Here is a 13,181-nt window from a genome sequence, read left to right as displayed (position 1 = left end):
GCAAAACGTAAGGGAAGAATGTGTCTTTCACTGCTGATCAAGCGGCCACGCACTTCACGGCACTACGCCCCCGACTCGTTGCCTTTGCGCGTTTGCAACTGCGCGACGCTTCTCTTGCGGAAGACATCGTTCAAGACGCCATGCTGACAGCGTTTGAAAAGCGCGCCTCTTTTGAGGGTCGCTCTGAATTCGAAACCTGGGTGTTTGGCATTTTAAAATTCAAGCTTCTTGATCAACTTCGTCAGCAGCGTCGCCAGGGAACTTGGCATCCTATCGATCAGGATATGGACGACGACACGCTTGATCGATTATTTCAGCACAATGGCCATTGGCAGCCCGCCGCTCGGCCTAGCGCCTGGGGTGAGCCAGAACATGTATTAGAAAATGAACGCTTCTGGCAGGTATTTGATGCCTGTTTACTCGCCTTACCGGATACCATCGCGCGGGTATTTGCATTGCGTGAATTAATGGGGCTTTCGACTGATGACATCTGTAAGGAAATCGGCATTACGGAAACAAATTGTTGGGTTATCTTACACCGTGCACGGTTACGCTTGCGGGAGTGTCTGGGACGTGACTGGTTAAGCCGTTGAGGAGTCTGCCATGATGATGTGCCGTGAAGCCACACGCTTGATGTCACTAAAGCAAGACAGAGCGCTCACCTTTCGGGAAAGAACAGCGCTACGTTTTCATCTTTCCATGTGTGGTCCCTGCCGGGCTTGCGCGCGTCAGTTCGATCTGCTGCACACCATTGGTGAACACCATCCTGCTGCGTTGAAAACGCCACCGACAACCGATGACTAGGAGTCACGCTATGCGTCCACTTAAAGGCGCTGTGGTTATCGTTGGCTCACTGATCTTCAGCAGTTTGGCAATGGCGGATATCTCGTTAACACCCAATCAAATCATGTCCTGGCCCACCCGCAGCTTTGACGGTGAGACGCGCTACAGGATTGTCGAGAAAGACGGCACCGAGGTGCTTGAAGCCCAGTCGCAGGGCCAGGCATCTGCCCGCTATCTGGAGCGCGAAATCAACCTCGATGAAACACCCTACCTGCATTGGTGCTGGCAGGTTGACACCACCTATCAAGGGCTCAACGAGACCACCAAGGCGGGCGACGACTACCCTGCTCGCGTCTATGTGGCGCGCAAGACAGGCCTGTTGCCTTGGCAAGTTCAATCCGTCAACTATGTCTGGTCATCGACGCAGGACGCAGGCAGCACCTGGACCAATGCATTTACCGACCGCGCCGAACTGATGGCCCTGCAAGGCGGGACCTCGAAGGTGGGCGAATGGGTCGCCGAGGTACGCGATGTCCGTGCCGATTTTGCCGCCCTGTTTGATGCGTCGGTGACAACCATCGACGGCGTCGCCTTGATGAGCGACGGCGACAACTCAGGCAGCAACGCCACAGCCTGGTTCAGCCAGATGGGGTTCTCAGCAGATAACAAAACACCCCACTGCCCCTAGAAACTGTCTATTGAGTCTCCCCCAATCTCGCTTTCGTAACGTCTGCATATTGGCAGGTATGCGCTATTGGTCGCATCAACAGAAAATAAGCATACAAAAAATATCTGTTGATTATTTCTTGTATAGGATTTATACAAGAAATAAACTTATAACGCCCACTTCCTCCAGGCGAATCAGCACATACCGGGATTGACAATGATGATATTCAATAACAGTAATAACGCTCATCGACGTGCCTTGATGCACCACACTGCCTGCATTGCTTTTACCCCTAACGGCACGATTACCGACGCTAGCGAGCGTTTCTTGGCGGCGGTGGGCTACACATTTGATGACATCAAAGGCCAGCACCATCGCATGTTTTGCGCTGAAGAAGACGCCAATACCAGGGCGTACAGCGCTTTTTGGCAGGCGCTGGGCGAGGGAGAAAGCCGTCAAGGGACGTTCAAGCGAATCAATTCCCAGGGCGAGGAAATCTGGTTGGAAGCCACTTACTTTCCCATTCATAACCGCCGAGGTCGTGTGATCGGCGTGTTCAAAGTAGCCAATGACATCACCGCCAAACACCAACAAGCCGCGCATAAAGACGCTGTACTTCAGGCACTTAACAGCTCTATGGCGGTTATCGAATTTTCCCCTGAAGGCGTTATACGCCGGGCGAACGCTAACTTTGAGGCGGCCATGGGGTACCGTGAAGCGGAGATTGTGGGCGCGCATCATGAAATGTTTTGTCCGCCCACGTTTTATCAGGCTCACCCACATTTCTGGGACGAGCTGGCAGCAGGCGATTATAAGCAAGGCAAATTTGAACGTCGCAACGCCCAGGGCCAACGCGTTTGGTTAGAGGCCACCTATAATCCGATTCAAGACGCCAATGGCCGCGTAGTAACAGTGGTGAAGTTTGCCACCGACATTACCCGCTCAGTGGCAGAGGCAGAAGGTGCCAAACGCGCCGTGGTCTCGGCGCAAAGCACGTCCACTCAAACCGAACAGATTGCCCAAAGCGGACTCAATCATTTGCAAAAAGTGATAGACGACGCCCAACAGTCCGCTCAGGCGCTTGCGGAGGCTCAGCAGTTGGTATCTGCGCTTACCGAACAGGCAAAGAGTATCAACACCATTACCGAGGCCATTGCCAATATCGCCAACCAAACCAACTTGCTTTCACTCAACGCCGCCGTGGAAGCCGCCAGAGCGGGTGAACAGGGCAAGGGGTTTGCGGTAGTGGCCAATGAAGTCCGCCTTTTGGCCAAGGGTTCCAGCAATGCTGTGGAGGAAATTACCCGCGTGCTGAAAGACAATACCGATCTGGTAGCCCGTACCACGCAAACCATGCAGCGGGTGATCGAACAGGGCAAGTCCAGCCAAACCAGCGTTACCGAAATAGAAAAGATTGTTAACGAGATACTCAGCGGCTCGCGCAATGTCTCCCAGTCCATTGAGCAGCTTGCCCTTGAGACCTCAAGTTAGCCGCTCAGCCTAAGCGCAAAAAGCCCGCGTAAAAGCGGGCTTGATTTACCTCTTGGCAGCATTTAGCGCAAAGTGGTTTTACGCAAATACGGCAGAATCGTCTCGTATTCGCCAAATTTTTGCTTGGCGTCTTCATCAGACACGCTGGGCGGAATAATCACGTCCTGACCGACGGTCCAGTCAGCCGGTGTTGCGACGCCGTGCTTGGCCGTGGCTTGTAATGCGTCCAAGGCACGCAGAATTTCAGCAAAGTTACGCCCGACGGTCATCGGATAGGTCATCGACAGTTTGAGTTGCTTATCCGGCCCGATGATAAATACTGAACGCACTGTGGCGCTGTCGGCGGGGGTTCGGCCATCCGGCAGGTAGGCGTCTTCCGGCAACATGTCGTAAAGCTTAGAGACGGCCAGCCCGTCGTCGGCAATGATCGGGAAATCCACATCGCTGCCGCTGACGGTTTTAATGTCGTCGCCCCAGCGTTTGTGGTCTTCCACGCCATCCACTGACACCCCGAGCACCTTGGTATCGCGCTTCTTCCACTCATCGCTTAGCGTGGCAACGGCACCAAACTCGGTGGTGCAAACGGGAGTAAAGTCTTTGGGATGAGAAAACAGGATCGCCCAGCTATCGCCAATCCACTCATGGAAGCGAATCGGTCCCTGGCTGGTCTCGGCTTCGAAATCGGGAACCACTGCATTGATACGTAGTGACATGCTTTCCTCCTGTTGGGCCAAAGCCCTAATGCTTTATGTGTCTTTCAGACCCTTCACTATAGAACATAAAGTACTAAGCAAGCCAACAGGGAAATCGCTCTCACTAACATCATACCAAAACGCCCGGCTATCAAACCAAGGGCCGTCGATGGTGGTAAGTACCGTTATGCTTAAGCGTTATCGGGCGTATTCGGCTTGGCCTCTTCCTTTCTTTCTCGTTTGACCCGTTTCAACCACACCTGCTTGGCGTAGCTTCGCAGGTTATCGACATTATCGGTTTCATCAACAATATCCTGACCGAGTATCGTTTCGATAATATCTTCCAGGGTGATCAACCCAACAAAGGTGCCATGTTCATCGTAAATTACACGCATGTGCAGCCGGTCGTGCAGCATTGAGGCAAACACTTGCTCAACATTGTGTGAAACATCCACGCTGGCGATGGGATGCATCAGCTCCTTCATCGTTTTGGTTTCGTCTGCATGGTACATATCCGCCTTATGCACATAGCCAAAGGCTTGTTCGCCGTTATCCATCACCGGGAAGCGGGTAAAGGGCGCATCGCCGTAGGTTTCATCAAATTCTGCCACGGTGAGGTGCGGCAATACCGTTTGGCAGACGGTACGTGGTGTCATTGCATCATTAACGGGAATATCGTGCAGGTTAAGCATATTGGTGATGGTGCGCGCCTCATCGGCGTCCAGCACCTTTTCTTCCAGCCCCACCCGCGCAAGCACCTTAATTTCGTCGCGCAGATCCACGTCGTGTTCCGACTTACCCAACCGGCGCGTGATCATTTCTGACATCCAGATAAACGGCAGCAATATAATGATCATAATATTCAACAAGCGCGGCAACATCGGAGAGATGCCTCGCCAGTAGGTGGCGCCCAGCGTTTTGGGAATAATCTCGGAGAGTACCAAAATCAGCATGGTCATAACCGCTGACACAACGCCGATGGAAGACTCGCCAAATACAACGGCTGCCTGGGCACCCACAGCGGTCGCGCCCACGGTATGCGCAATGGTATTAAGCGTCAGAATGGCCGCCAACGGACGGTCGATGTTGTCTTTCAGTTTGGTTAACGATGCGTGCAGCTTGGGCTGTTCTTCTTTCTGCTTGGCAATGAAGCTAGGCGTAACAGACAGTAACGCCGCCTCCAAAATAGAACACAGAAAAGAAATCCCGATAGAAAGTACGGCAATTGTAATGAGAAGAGCCATGAGAGCCTAAGATAATGGGTGGTCAGGAGTTTATAGGGGCACGGTATATCAATGTCAATGGCGATCTAGCGCATCGGCGTAAGGACAGTTGACGCTGCGTTGGTTCAACCCCTCAAAGACGATGCCACATCTATATTTCCCCTGACCTTTGACGCCTATACTAGCAGCCTTGCCATCGTACGTAGGGCCTCCCCAGACACAGGACAACTTGCGATTGACTTTGCCTCGCCTCTACCTTCGCTTGTTATTGGCCGTGACCCTTCCACTTATCCTGGTAACGTCCACTTTATTACCTGTGCTGCATATGCACATGGAGACGCGCCTGAACGGTATTCAGGCGGAGGCAAAGGCTGTTTTAAGGGTTGGAGAAGATGCCTTAGTCCGCGACATCAATGAAACACTTAACTACGCGCTGGCCATCTCAGAAATGCCGACCCTCCAGCAACAGTTATCCTCTCAACCACCAAGTATTGATCACTTGTTGTCGCATAGAGACCCATCTCAGTTGGCCACGTTTTTAAGCACATTAATCAGCCATTCCCCCCGCTACAGCAAGCTTGTACTGATCGATAACCAGGGCAACGAAGTATTGCGCGCCCCCCAAGGAGCTAAAACCGACCCGCGCTTTGGCTACCACAACCACGCCCACACCGATTACTTCAAAGGAGCCAATGAACTATTTCAACGAGACATATATATATCGCCACCAGGGCGCAACTTGCAGTATGAGCTGTTAAGCGGGGAAATGATTCCCGTGGTTAATGTCACCACCCCCATTTTCGATGCAGCGGGTGAACGTCAAGGGGTCGTGCTGCTCAGTCTTAATTGGCAGCACCTTACCCGCTCGCTCTATCAGTCCATGCAGATTGATCCCAAGGCTAGCGTGCTACTGGTAGACGCCCAGGGACGATGGTTACTGACCCAGGACACCCAGCAATTCCCACATATTTCGTTTGGTGATAATTTCGCAAGCGCTGCCGGCGAGTCATGGCCGTTAATCAGACGCCAAGATGAAGGCTATGTGACCTTCGATAACCACTTGCTGGGCTTTCAAACAGAAGATATACGCACACAACGCTACTCGGGCTTGGCCGGGCGTATATTTAGCGACAGCGATAACTTGCCTTGGGTGCTTGGCGTGAGCCTACCAACGCCCAGTTGGAAATCATTATTCAAGCAAGAAACCACCGTGCTGTGGTTTTTGGGGCTTATTTACGCCACGGCTGTGGCTTTCGGTGTTTATTGGGCGTTTAGCAGCCATCAACAACGCAAGCTTCGTAATAATACCCAACGACAGGCCGCTGAAGTGCGCGATTTATACGAAAACGCACCCTGTGGCTACCATTCGCTTAATGAAGACGGCATCGTCATCAAAATGAACCAGACCGAGCTGAACTGGCTCGGTTACTCAGCTAATGACGTCATCGACCGGCGTCACTATCGGGAGGTAATCTCCCCTGATACGCGTGACGCTTTTGATACGGCCTTTGCTAACGTCAAAAACGGCAAACAAGACGAAGCAGAATGCACCCTCACCACCCGCGACGGAGGCTGCCGCCACGTGGTGATCCATGCGTCGGGTTATCGGCACAAGGGGCGCTTTATCCACTCAAGGGCTACCGTGTTCGATCTTACCGAGCGCAAGCAACTGGAAGAAAAGTTGCGTGCCCAAGCGATGACTGACCCGTTGACCGGGGTTTTCAACCGCCGCTACTTGCAGGCCCAAGCTGCGATTGAAATGTCTCGCGGGCTTAGACACAACACACCACTCTCCCTTATCGCCATTGATATCGACCACTTCAAACTTATCAATGACGAATACGGACACGATGCCGGCGATGAAGTACTAAAGCACTTTACCCACGTGATGATGGGGCTATTACGCCAGGAAGATTTGCTATGCCGAGTAGGCGGCGAAGAATTCGCCATTCTGTTGCCCAACACCGCGATTGCCCAAGCATCGCAAATCGCGGAACGCATACGAGCCACTATTGAGAACACGCACGTGCCGATCGAGCATGAAGGCGGTAAGCAGACGCTGCACATTACTGCTTCTTTCGGGGTGACCCATATCTCGCCTCAGGAAACCACGCTTAAGGCGGCACTTAAACGTGCCGATACCGGCCTTTACGAAGCCAAAGAGACCGGGCGCAATCGCATTGTGATCAAGGAAAATTAACCGCTCCAACGCTCTGCTTTGGGCTTTACCGGTGCTGGAAGCGTTTAGCGTCGCTGCTCATTAGATCACCCGCTTACGTATCATCGCTGAAAGCTGTTCAAAGGCTATTACCATCACCAAAATCACCAGGATAATGGTGAGCGCCTCATCATAATTGAACAACCGCATGGCAGCAGCAAGTTCCACGCCGATGCCACCCGCCCCTACCAACCCCAGCGTCACGGCAGAACGCAGCGCTTTTTCAACGCTATAAAGACTTGTCGCCGTCATCGAAGCAAAGGTTTCGGGCAAAATCGCGCCACCAATAACAGAAAGACGCCCTGCCCCCGTGGCGGTTAGCGCATCTGAGGGGCCTGGGTGAACTTCCTCGATCCGCTCAGAGAAAAAACGAGCGGCAAAACCAATGGTATCGATCATAATCGCCAATACCCCAGCCATTGGCCCCAGACCTACGGCAACAACAAAAATCAGCGCCCAGATAAGGTCTGGAATAGTCCTCATGGTGGCAATCATTAGCTTGACCACATTACGTACCCATGGCGATGGCGTGGTATTGCGCGCCGCCAACAGGGCAAACGGTAAGCTCAGAATGACGCCTACAACCACTCCCACGATCGCAATATTGAGCGTTTCAAACATCGCCCAAGCAATGGTATCCAAGTCTTTAGGGTTAGGCGGGAACGCACGGCCAATAAAGTGAGCGAGGTTCACTGCCCCCTTCAATAGCCTTTCCAGGGTGATCTCTGTCGCCATTACTCCCTGAACGAATAACGCGATGAAAATAATCGCCAATCCCCACGCAAAAGGGGAAGGCGCTCGAAAACGTGGCGGCATATTTGCCATAAAACGCTTAGATTGCATGGAAAAATTCCCCTCAGGCCGCTGTGACAGCTTGCTCAACGGACGATTGTCGTGTCTGGCTGTCGACTCTTACGTCGCCTTGGTAAAGTTGCCGCATGGTTTCGATATTGATGGAGGTGCGCGGCTCGTCAAGCTCAATGCGGCCAGCCTTCATCCCTAAGATTCTGTCACCATAAGCACTGGCAAGCTCTAGCTGGTGAAGAGAGCACAGAACGGTGAGCTTGTGCTCTTGAACGACTTCTATTAAAAGATCCATGATTTCGCCGCCGGCTTTTGGATCCAAGCTGGCAACCGGTTCGTCGGCAATAACAATGTCGGCGTTTTGCATGAGGGTACGGGCAATGGCGACTCGCTGTTGCTGCCCACCGGAAAGCTGCCGACAGTTTGAGCCCGCTTTATCTTCAAGCCCAACACGGGCTAAACAGCTCATTGCTCGAGTGCGCATATCATCACTGGCCAGGGGTGATAACGTTTGCAGTAATCCAAACCGCTTTTCGCCCATCGCGCCGTTTAATACATTTTGAAAAACACTCACGTTTTGAACCAAATTAAACTGTTGAAACACAACACCCACACGACGGCGTACATTTCGCAACTCTTTTTTAGACAAACTATCAAGTGACGTTTCATTAACTTTAATTTCACCTGCATCGGGTTTAGTCAAGCCATTCAAACAGCGTATCAATGTTGACTTACCGCAGCCGTTAGCACCTAATAAAATAACGCATTCGCCTTCCTCTATTGAAAAATCAATACCCCTTAATACATGGGTAGTGCCATAGTGCTTTTGCAATCCACTCACATTGATGACGCTCATTGCGGTACCTCTTTGCATACTACAATACTATTAAGCGATCGCTTCTCTACCGCCTAAAATTAAAAATGGCACTTCCATGTGCCATAAAGAAACAGTAAGCGAGAAACTACTTTTACAGATACGGATCAATACCGATTAGAGGTCAATACCCGCCGCTTCATAAGCTTCGCGAATCACTTCGTAGTCTTCAGAAGTGCGTCCAAAACCCATTGAAGAATCACGATTAAGGAACTTATCTTCATTACGCTCGGTAGAAATCAGTGCGTCCCAGAGCTCGTCGGCGTTAGCTTCGAGCGTGTCGCGAAGCGCTGTTTTGCATTCCTCTGCAAGGGAGCCGCGCATGATGACCGGGTCACCGGGCAACACATCACTTTCGGCAATAACGCGGTATTCACCTTCCGGGTCCATGGCCTCGATTTCTTCAATATCACGGTTGCCGCCACCCATGGCATCAACATCACCATTTACCAAAGCGGCAATGCGGGCATCGCCTGCCATGATGATTTCCATATCACGCTCAAGGTCTAGTCCAGCATCCACCAACATTTTGCTGGGGAAGATGTGGCCGCTGGTTGAGCCGGTATCTTTAAGCGCAACCCGCTTGCCTTCCAGATCTTCAAGCGACTTGATGTCGCTATCAGCGGGTACAAAAAAGCTGCTGCCGTAGTGAGGGCGCTCAATGGCAAAAAGAATTTCGATGTCGCCTTCACGCTCGAACAGCACGAACTCGGACGGGCCGCCAAAAACGAGATCTACGTCGTCATACTGCAGCGCGTTGCCTGCTGCCGTGCGGTTACTGAGACTAAACATTTCCAACTCAAGCCCAGTGGTTTCTTCAAATGTTTCTGCAAAGGGGCCGAATGCCTCTTCCAAAGGTCCCATGCCTTCAATCCCGGTATCCGCCATGCGAATAGGATTGGGGCATACGTTGCTGAGATCGTCATTGGCTTGAACCGAAGTCGTTGCCAGCATCGAGGCCGCAGCAGTGGTTGCCAGGGCAATTAACGTTTGTCGCATGGAACTATCTCCTGGTTGATAGGCAATTAAAATTCGTAGATCGCGCCGACTTCAAACTGCGTGTCGATATCGCCAACGGCATCGTCAGCCGGATCGTAGCTACCGTATTCGCTGTAGACGACCAGGTTCTCAACCACGTCGTAATTAACACCGGCGGCAAACTCGGTACGATCATCACCTTCGTCCGGATCGACCTGCTGCATGGCACCGTAGACACTACCCTGACCGTAGTTATAGTTAAGCGAAGCGCCGTAGAAGGTGGTGTCGTCACCCTCAGAAGAGCCTTCCAGGTTCTCTTGAACGCTCATGCGCGCGGCGGCATCCAGGGTTTCGGTTAGCGCAACGGAAGCCCCAAGGCCATATACCGGCTCTTCAGTGACCCACTCACCGTTAACTTCCTGCTCCTCGGCACCACGATCATCAACACCGGCATGAACCGCCCAGTTATCAGCACTGTATTTGACGACGCCTGCCAACCCCGTTTCATCTTCGCCTGAGTCACTTTCACGGTCGCCGCGTACACGTGCCTGTAACTCGAACGTGAAGCCGTTAAAATCGGGACTGAAGTAGGCAATCAGGTTGTCCTCCTCCATCACCGACTCTTCACTCAAGCTGGCCGTTTCAAAGGGATCGACCAAATCGTAGAAGGCGTTGGTGTAAATACTATCGAAGCGCCCGGCGCGTACTTCACCGAAGTCACCAATTAACCCAGCAAAGGCTTTATCAGTTAATACATCGCCACCAGATTCATTGGCATCATGTTCAAATTCAATTTCAGCGTAACCTGACATTCCATTGTCGAAACGATGCACGGCACCAAACCCGATGCTAGAACCATTATCTTCATAGCCCGATGTGCTTTCTGTAGAACCATCGGTATCGGATATTTCATCGGCGGTGTTGTACTTTAATTCGATGGCACCAAAGAGTGAGAGTGTTGTCTTATCACTCACTTCAAAGGTTTCTGCTTGGGCAGTGGTGGTGGCAGCCGCAACAGCCGCTACAAGTGCGAGCTTGGAAAAAAGATATTTCATAAGTTCCCCAGAATATCGACCGCAGAAGTCAAAACTTCTTCATTTAAAGGTATTGAACCCAGCGAGTTCGAGGAACATATTGAAGGTTAAAAATGAACGAAGCATTTCCCTAAAATTACATTTATATAAAAATTAAAAAACACCAAAAAAAGCCATTAACACAACTATCCTACATATTAATTAATGAAAAATTACACTTAAATAAAAACGCCGAGCCTATTAAAAAGGCTCGGCGTTCTTTAATGCTTTACTTGAAAAGTATTATGCAAACACTTGAGTCCACTCACTGCGTTTGGCCAGCAGGCCTTTCGCAAGTTCCTGCGCGCCTTCTAGGCTGTGGCTTGCCGCCCAGCCGCACTGCATTTCGTTGCAGGCGGGTACTTCGGTGGCTTCCAACACATCGTTGAGCGTTTTCTCAACAATGGAAACCACATCATCGTAGTCATCGTGGTTGATCATCGCGATGTAGAAGCCTGTCTGGCAGCCCATCGGGCTGATGTCCACCACTTTGTCGGAGTGGTTGCGCGACTTCTCGGCCAACAGGTGCTCCAACGAATGCAGCGCTGGCATGTCCATATGGCCTTTATTAGGCTGGCAAATACGCAGGTCGTACTTATGAATACGATCACCGTTCTGGCCTTCTTTGACATCAGCTAAACGGATGTAGGGCGCTTTTACCTTGGTATGGTCCAGGTTAAAGCTTTCGACGTTCATTTTTTGCTCGGCCATGTTGGCACCTCTCCGTTTTGCATGTTCACTAAGGCTTATTGTACACCTTTACGCTACACCTTGGGTGCGTCGAAATTCCAAGGCTCGTCCGTGTAAACACATACGTTGGCATCTTCGATATCGCCATCGGGCGATTCAACGTGCAGAGCAAAGAAGTCTTGGATTTCCTTGCGCTGACAGTGGGCTTCGAACTCTTCACGACTGGCCCAGATCTCATGAAAAACAATTGGGTAACTGGTGCCTTGGGCGAAGGGGTTATCAATCTGCCGCGTCACAGTGTAGTGGATGCAGGCATCTTCCCGATGAGCATTCGGCTCTAACGACTGAAGCGCTTTGAATACCGCTTCTTCTTTGCCCGGTTTGGGTTTAAAACCAGCAACACAGTAGATTTTTTCTGACATGCTTTTATCCTAGGTCATTGAACGCTTGGCTATTATGCGCTTGGTCACGCTTCCTGGACAATGTTTAGCCATTTTACTGAGCGGCGCTTTCCGCCACCTCGCGTAGCACGCCCGCCACGTTGTCAAGAGGCAGGTCGCACTCCGTCAAGCCGTGACGTTCAGCCAAGTAATGAGGATCGTTCCACTCCAGACGCACACCATCGTCGGTTTCACGCACTACCATTTTTTGCGGAAGATCCAACGCAACACTGCCCTGGCATTGCATCATCGGCGTACCGGCTTGGGGATTACCAAAAATAAAGGTCGTGGTTGGAGGCAGTTCGAGGTCATTATTGGCAGCGTTTTCAGCATGGTCCACCGTGGCCATGACGTTAAGTCCTTTATCATCCAAGGCGTCATTGAGCTGCTCAATCACTGTGTCGAAGTCAGTATCGCTCATTAAATGCTCGATTCCCTTATCACCTGCCGCGAATAGCGGCTGGCTCAACACACCACCTACTGCTGCCATGCCGATCAAAGCTGAAATACGCATAACCTCTCCTTATCCTTGTTTAATTGGGCGGGTGATTTATTTGTTCAAGCGTTCCGCCAATGTTTCCAGGTCGGTAACCGTCATATCGGGTTCGATCCCCCAGGGATCGAAGGGGGCATCAGAGCTGCGCCGCACCCAGGCGCTGCGCAGGCCTGCATGGGTTGCCCCGATGACATCGAAGGGATTGCTGGAAATCAGCCACGTTTGTTCCGGGCGTGTTTCCAAGCGCGTACGTAAAAACGCGTAAACCGCCGGGTCGGGTTTAAAGCGCTTCACCTCATCGACGCTAATGACGTCATCCATGTGCTGGTCCACGCCTGCGCGTTTCAATAGCGCCGATACGGCGTCGGCCGTGCCATTGGAAAACGCCACGCAGCGCATACCGGCATCGCGAAGCTGGTCGAGAGCGGGTGCCACATCTGGAAACGCGGGCAATTCTGCATACACCGCCATCAGATGATCATAGTCATTCTCTGAAAGCCCGGTTTGTAGTGCGCGGTCGGTGAATACCAGGGCTTCGCGGGTACACTCTGAAAACGCAACATAGGCACCCATCAAGCCGTGCCGGAAGCTGTATTCCAGTTGCTTGTCGCGCCAGCGACGCGCAAATTCGGCCGCTTTATCCGGCGTTGCCAGGCGCTTTTCCAGTTCCATCTTGACCCCTTGGGTATCAATTAGCGTGCCGTATACATCAAAAGCCAATACCGGTGTCATCGTTAGCGCCTCCACTTGCT

At 51.8% G+C, this 13,181-nt stretch carries 15 protein-coding genes; 5 read left to right on the top strand and 10 right to left on the bottom strand.

Annotated features, from left to right (window positions below; all coding sequences use genetic code 11):
* The first annotated feature begins 20 nt into the window (after window positions 1-20).
* The 4 genes from GA0071314_RS04185 to GA0071314_RS04170 all read left to right on the top strand — a co-directional run bounded on the left by GA0071314_RS04185 (window position 21) and on the right by GA0071314_RS04170 (window position 2,941).
* The gene (locus GA0071314_RS04185) at window positions 21-593 is read left to right on the top strand and encodes a sigma-70 family RNA polymerase sigma factor (protein ID WP_074395456.1); all 573 of its coding nucleotides are present in this window, start codon (window positions 21-23) and stop codon (window positions 591-593) included.
* Between the two features lie 10 nt (window positions 594-603).
* Window positions 604-804, top strand: a complete 201-nt coding sequence (locus GA0071314_RS04180) for a zf-HC2 domain-containing protein (RefSeq protein ID WP_074395455.1) — start codon at window positions 604-606, stop codon at window positions 802-804.
* Window positions 805-814: 10 nt separating this feature from the next.
* A complete protein-coding gene (locus GA0071314_RS04175) occupies window positions 815-1,471 on the top strand; it encodes a DUF3047 domain-containing protein (protein ID WP_231896509.1) in 657 nt (218 codons plus the stop codon).
* A 195-nt stretch (window positions 1,472-1,666) separates the two neighbouring features.
* Window positions 1,667-2,941, top strand: coding sequence for a methyl-accepting chemotaxis protein (locus tag GA0071314_RS04170; RefSeq protein WP_331710471.1), 1,275 nt, complete (start codon window positions 1,667-1,669; stop codon window positions 2,939-2,941).
* Between the two features lie 62 nt (window positions 2,942-3,003).
* Here the strand turns inward: GA0071314_RS04170 and GA0071314_RS04165 are convergent, their stop codons facing one another.
* The gene (locus GA0071314_RS04165; RefSeq protein WP_074395453.1) at window positions 3,004-3,654 is read right to left on the bottom strand and encodes a peroxiredoxin; all 651 of its coding nucleotides are present in this window, start codon (window positions 3,652-3,654) and stop codon (window positions 3,004-3,006) included.
* 170 nt (window positions 3,655-3,824) lie between these two features.
* Window positions 3,825-4,877 carry a CNNM domain-containing protein gene (locus GA0071314_RS04160; RefSeq protein WP_074395452.1) on the bottom strand — a complete coding sequence of 351 codons (1,053 nt, stop codon included), beginning with the start codon at window positions 4,875-4,877 and terminating at the stop codon, window positions 3,825-3,827.
* Between the two features lie 214 nt (window positions 4,878-5,091).
* Between GA0071314_RS04160 and GA0071314_RS04155 the strand changes: the two genes are divergently transcribed.
* Window positions 5,092-7,056, top strand: a complete 1,965-nt coding sequence (locus GA0071314_RS04155) for a diguanylate cyclase (protein WP_074395451.1) — start codon at window positions 5,092-5,094, stop codon at window positions 7,054-7,056.
* A gap of 60 nt (window positions 7,057-7,116) precedes the next feature.
* Here GA0071314_RS04155 and phnE read toward each other — a convergent pair whose 3' ends face one another.
* The 8 genes from phnE to GA0071314_RS04115 form a co-directional block, all read right to left on the bottom strand.
* Window positions 7,117-7,917, bottom strand: a complete 801-nt coding sequence (gene phnE / locus GA0071314_RS04150; protein ID WP_074395450.1) for a phosphonate ABC transporter, permease protein PhnE — start codon at window positions 7,915-7,917, stop codon at window positions 7,117-7,119.
* Window positions 7,918-7,930: 13 nt separating this feature from the next.
* Window positions 7,931-8,734 (bottom strand): phosphonate ABC transporter ATP-binding protein, encoded by an 804-nt coding sequence (gene phnC, locus GA0071314_RS04145; protein WP_074395449.1) that lies wholly within the window; start codon window positions 8,732-8,734, stop codon window positions 7,931-7,933.
* Window positions 8,735-8,869: 135 nt separating this feature from the next.
* On the bottom strand, window positions 8,870-9,751 hold the full coding sequence (phnD, locus tag GA0071314_RS04140) for a phosphate/phosphite/phosphonate ABC transporter substrate-binding protein (protein WP_074395448.1): 882 nt from the start codon (window positions 9,749-9,751) through the stop codon (window positions 8,870-8,872).
* A 26-nt stretch (window positions 9,752-9,777) separates the two neighbouring features.
* Window positions 9,778-10,785: a porin gene (locus GA0071314_RS04135; RefSeq protein ID WP_074395447.1), complete on the bottom strand. Its 1,008-nt coding sequence runs from the start codon at window positions 10,783-10,785 to the stop codon at window positions 9,778-9,780.
* Window positions 10,786-11,046: 261 nt separating this feature from the next.
* A complete protein-coding gene (locus tag GA0071314_RS04130) occupies window positions 11,047-11,514 on the bottom strand; it encodes an S-ribosylhomocysteine lyase (protein WP_074395446.1) in 468 nt (155 codons plus the stop codon).
* 53 nt (window positions 11,515-11,567) lie between these two features.
* Window positions 11,568-11,915, bottom strand: a complete 348-nt coding sequence (locus GA0071314_RS04125; RefSeq protein WP_074395445.1) for a putative quinol monooxygenase — start codon at window positions 11,913-11,915, stop codon at window positions 11,568-11,570.
* Window positions 11,916-11,988: 73 nt separating this feature from the next.
* The gene (locus GA0071314_RS04120) at window positions 11,989-12,447 is read right to left on the bottom strand and encodes a DUF302 domain-containing protein (RefSeq protein ID WP_074395444.1); all 459 of its coding nucleotides are present in this window, start codon (window positions 12,445-12,447) and stop codon (window positions 11,989-11,991) included.
* A gap of 36 nt (window positions 12,448-12,483) precedes the next feature.
* Window positions 12,484-13,161: a haloacid dehalogenase type II gene (locus GA0071314_RS04115; protein WP_074395443.1), complete on the bottom strand. Its 678-nt coding sequence runs from the start codon at window positions 13,159-13,161 to the stop codon at window positions 12,484-12,486.
* Window positions 13,162-13,181 lie beyond the last annotated feature (20 nt).

Source organism: Halomonas sp. HL-93, from assembly GCF_900086985.1.
Classification (GTDB): domain Bacteria; phylum Pseudomonadota; class Gammaproteobacteria; order Pseudomonadales; family Halomonadaceae; genus Vreelandella.
The sequence above is the reverse complement of the archived record's forward strand: the minus strand, read 5'-3'. Positions and strand labels throughout refer to the sequence as shown.

Excerpts from the sequence above, each read along its gene's own strand:
- GA0071314_RS04115 (WP_074395443.1), bottom strand. The coding sequence starts at position 13,161 with ATGACACCGGTATTGGCTTTTGATGTATACGGCACGCTAATTGATACC.
- GA0071314_RS04170 (WP_331710471.1), top strand. The coding sequence starts at position 1,667 with ATGATGATATTCAATAACAGTAATAACGCTCATCGACGTGCCTTGATG.
- GA0071314_RS04180 (WP_074395455.1), top strand. The coding sequence starts at position 604 with ATGATGATGTGCCGTGAAGCCACACGCTTGATGTCACTAAAGCAAGAC.
- phnE (WP_074395450.1), bottom strand. The coding sequence starts at position 7,917 with ATGCAATCTAAGCGTTTTATGGCAAATATGCCGCCACGTTTTCGAGCG.
- GA0071314_RS04125 (WP_074395445.1), bottom strand. The coding sequence starts at position 11,915 with ATGTCAGAAAAAATCTACTGTGTTGCTGGTTTTAAACCCAAACCGGGC.
- GA0071314_RS04135 (WP_074395447.1), bottom strand. The coding sequence starts at position 10,785 with ATGAAATATCTTTTTTCCAAGCTCGCACTTGTAGCGGCTGTTGCGGCT.
- GA0071314_RS04165 (WP_074395453.1), bottom strand. The coding sequence starts at position 3,654 with ATGTCACTACGTATCAATGCAGTGGTTCCCGATTTCGAAGCCGAGACC.
- GA0071314_RS04160 (WP_074395452.1), bottom strand. The coding sequence starts at position 4,877 with ATGGCTCTTCTCATTACAATTGCCGTACTTTCTATCGGGATTTCTTTT.
- GA0071314_RS04130 (WP_074395446.1), bottom strand. The coding sequence starts at position 11,514 with ATGGCCGAGCAAAAAATGAACGTCGAAAGCTTTAACCTGGACCATACC.
- GA0071314_RS04175 (WP_231896509.1), top strand. The coding sequence starts at position 815 with ATGCGTCCACTTAAAGGCGCTGTGGTTATCGTTGGCTCACTGATCTTC.
- GA0071314_RS04120 (WP_074395444.1), bottom strand. The coding sequence starts at position 12,447 with ATGCGTATTTCAGCTTTGATCGGCATGGCAGCAGTAGGTGGTGTGTTG.
- phnD (WP_074395448.1), bottom strand. The coding sequence starts at position 9,751 with ATGCGACAAACGTTAATTGCCCTGGCAACCACTGCTGCGGCCTCGATG.
- phnC (WP_074395449.1), bottom strand. The coding sequence starts at position 8,734 with ATGAGCGTCATCAATGTGAGTGGATTGCAAAAGCACTATGGCACTACC.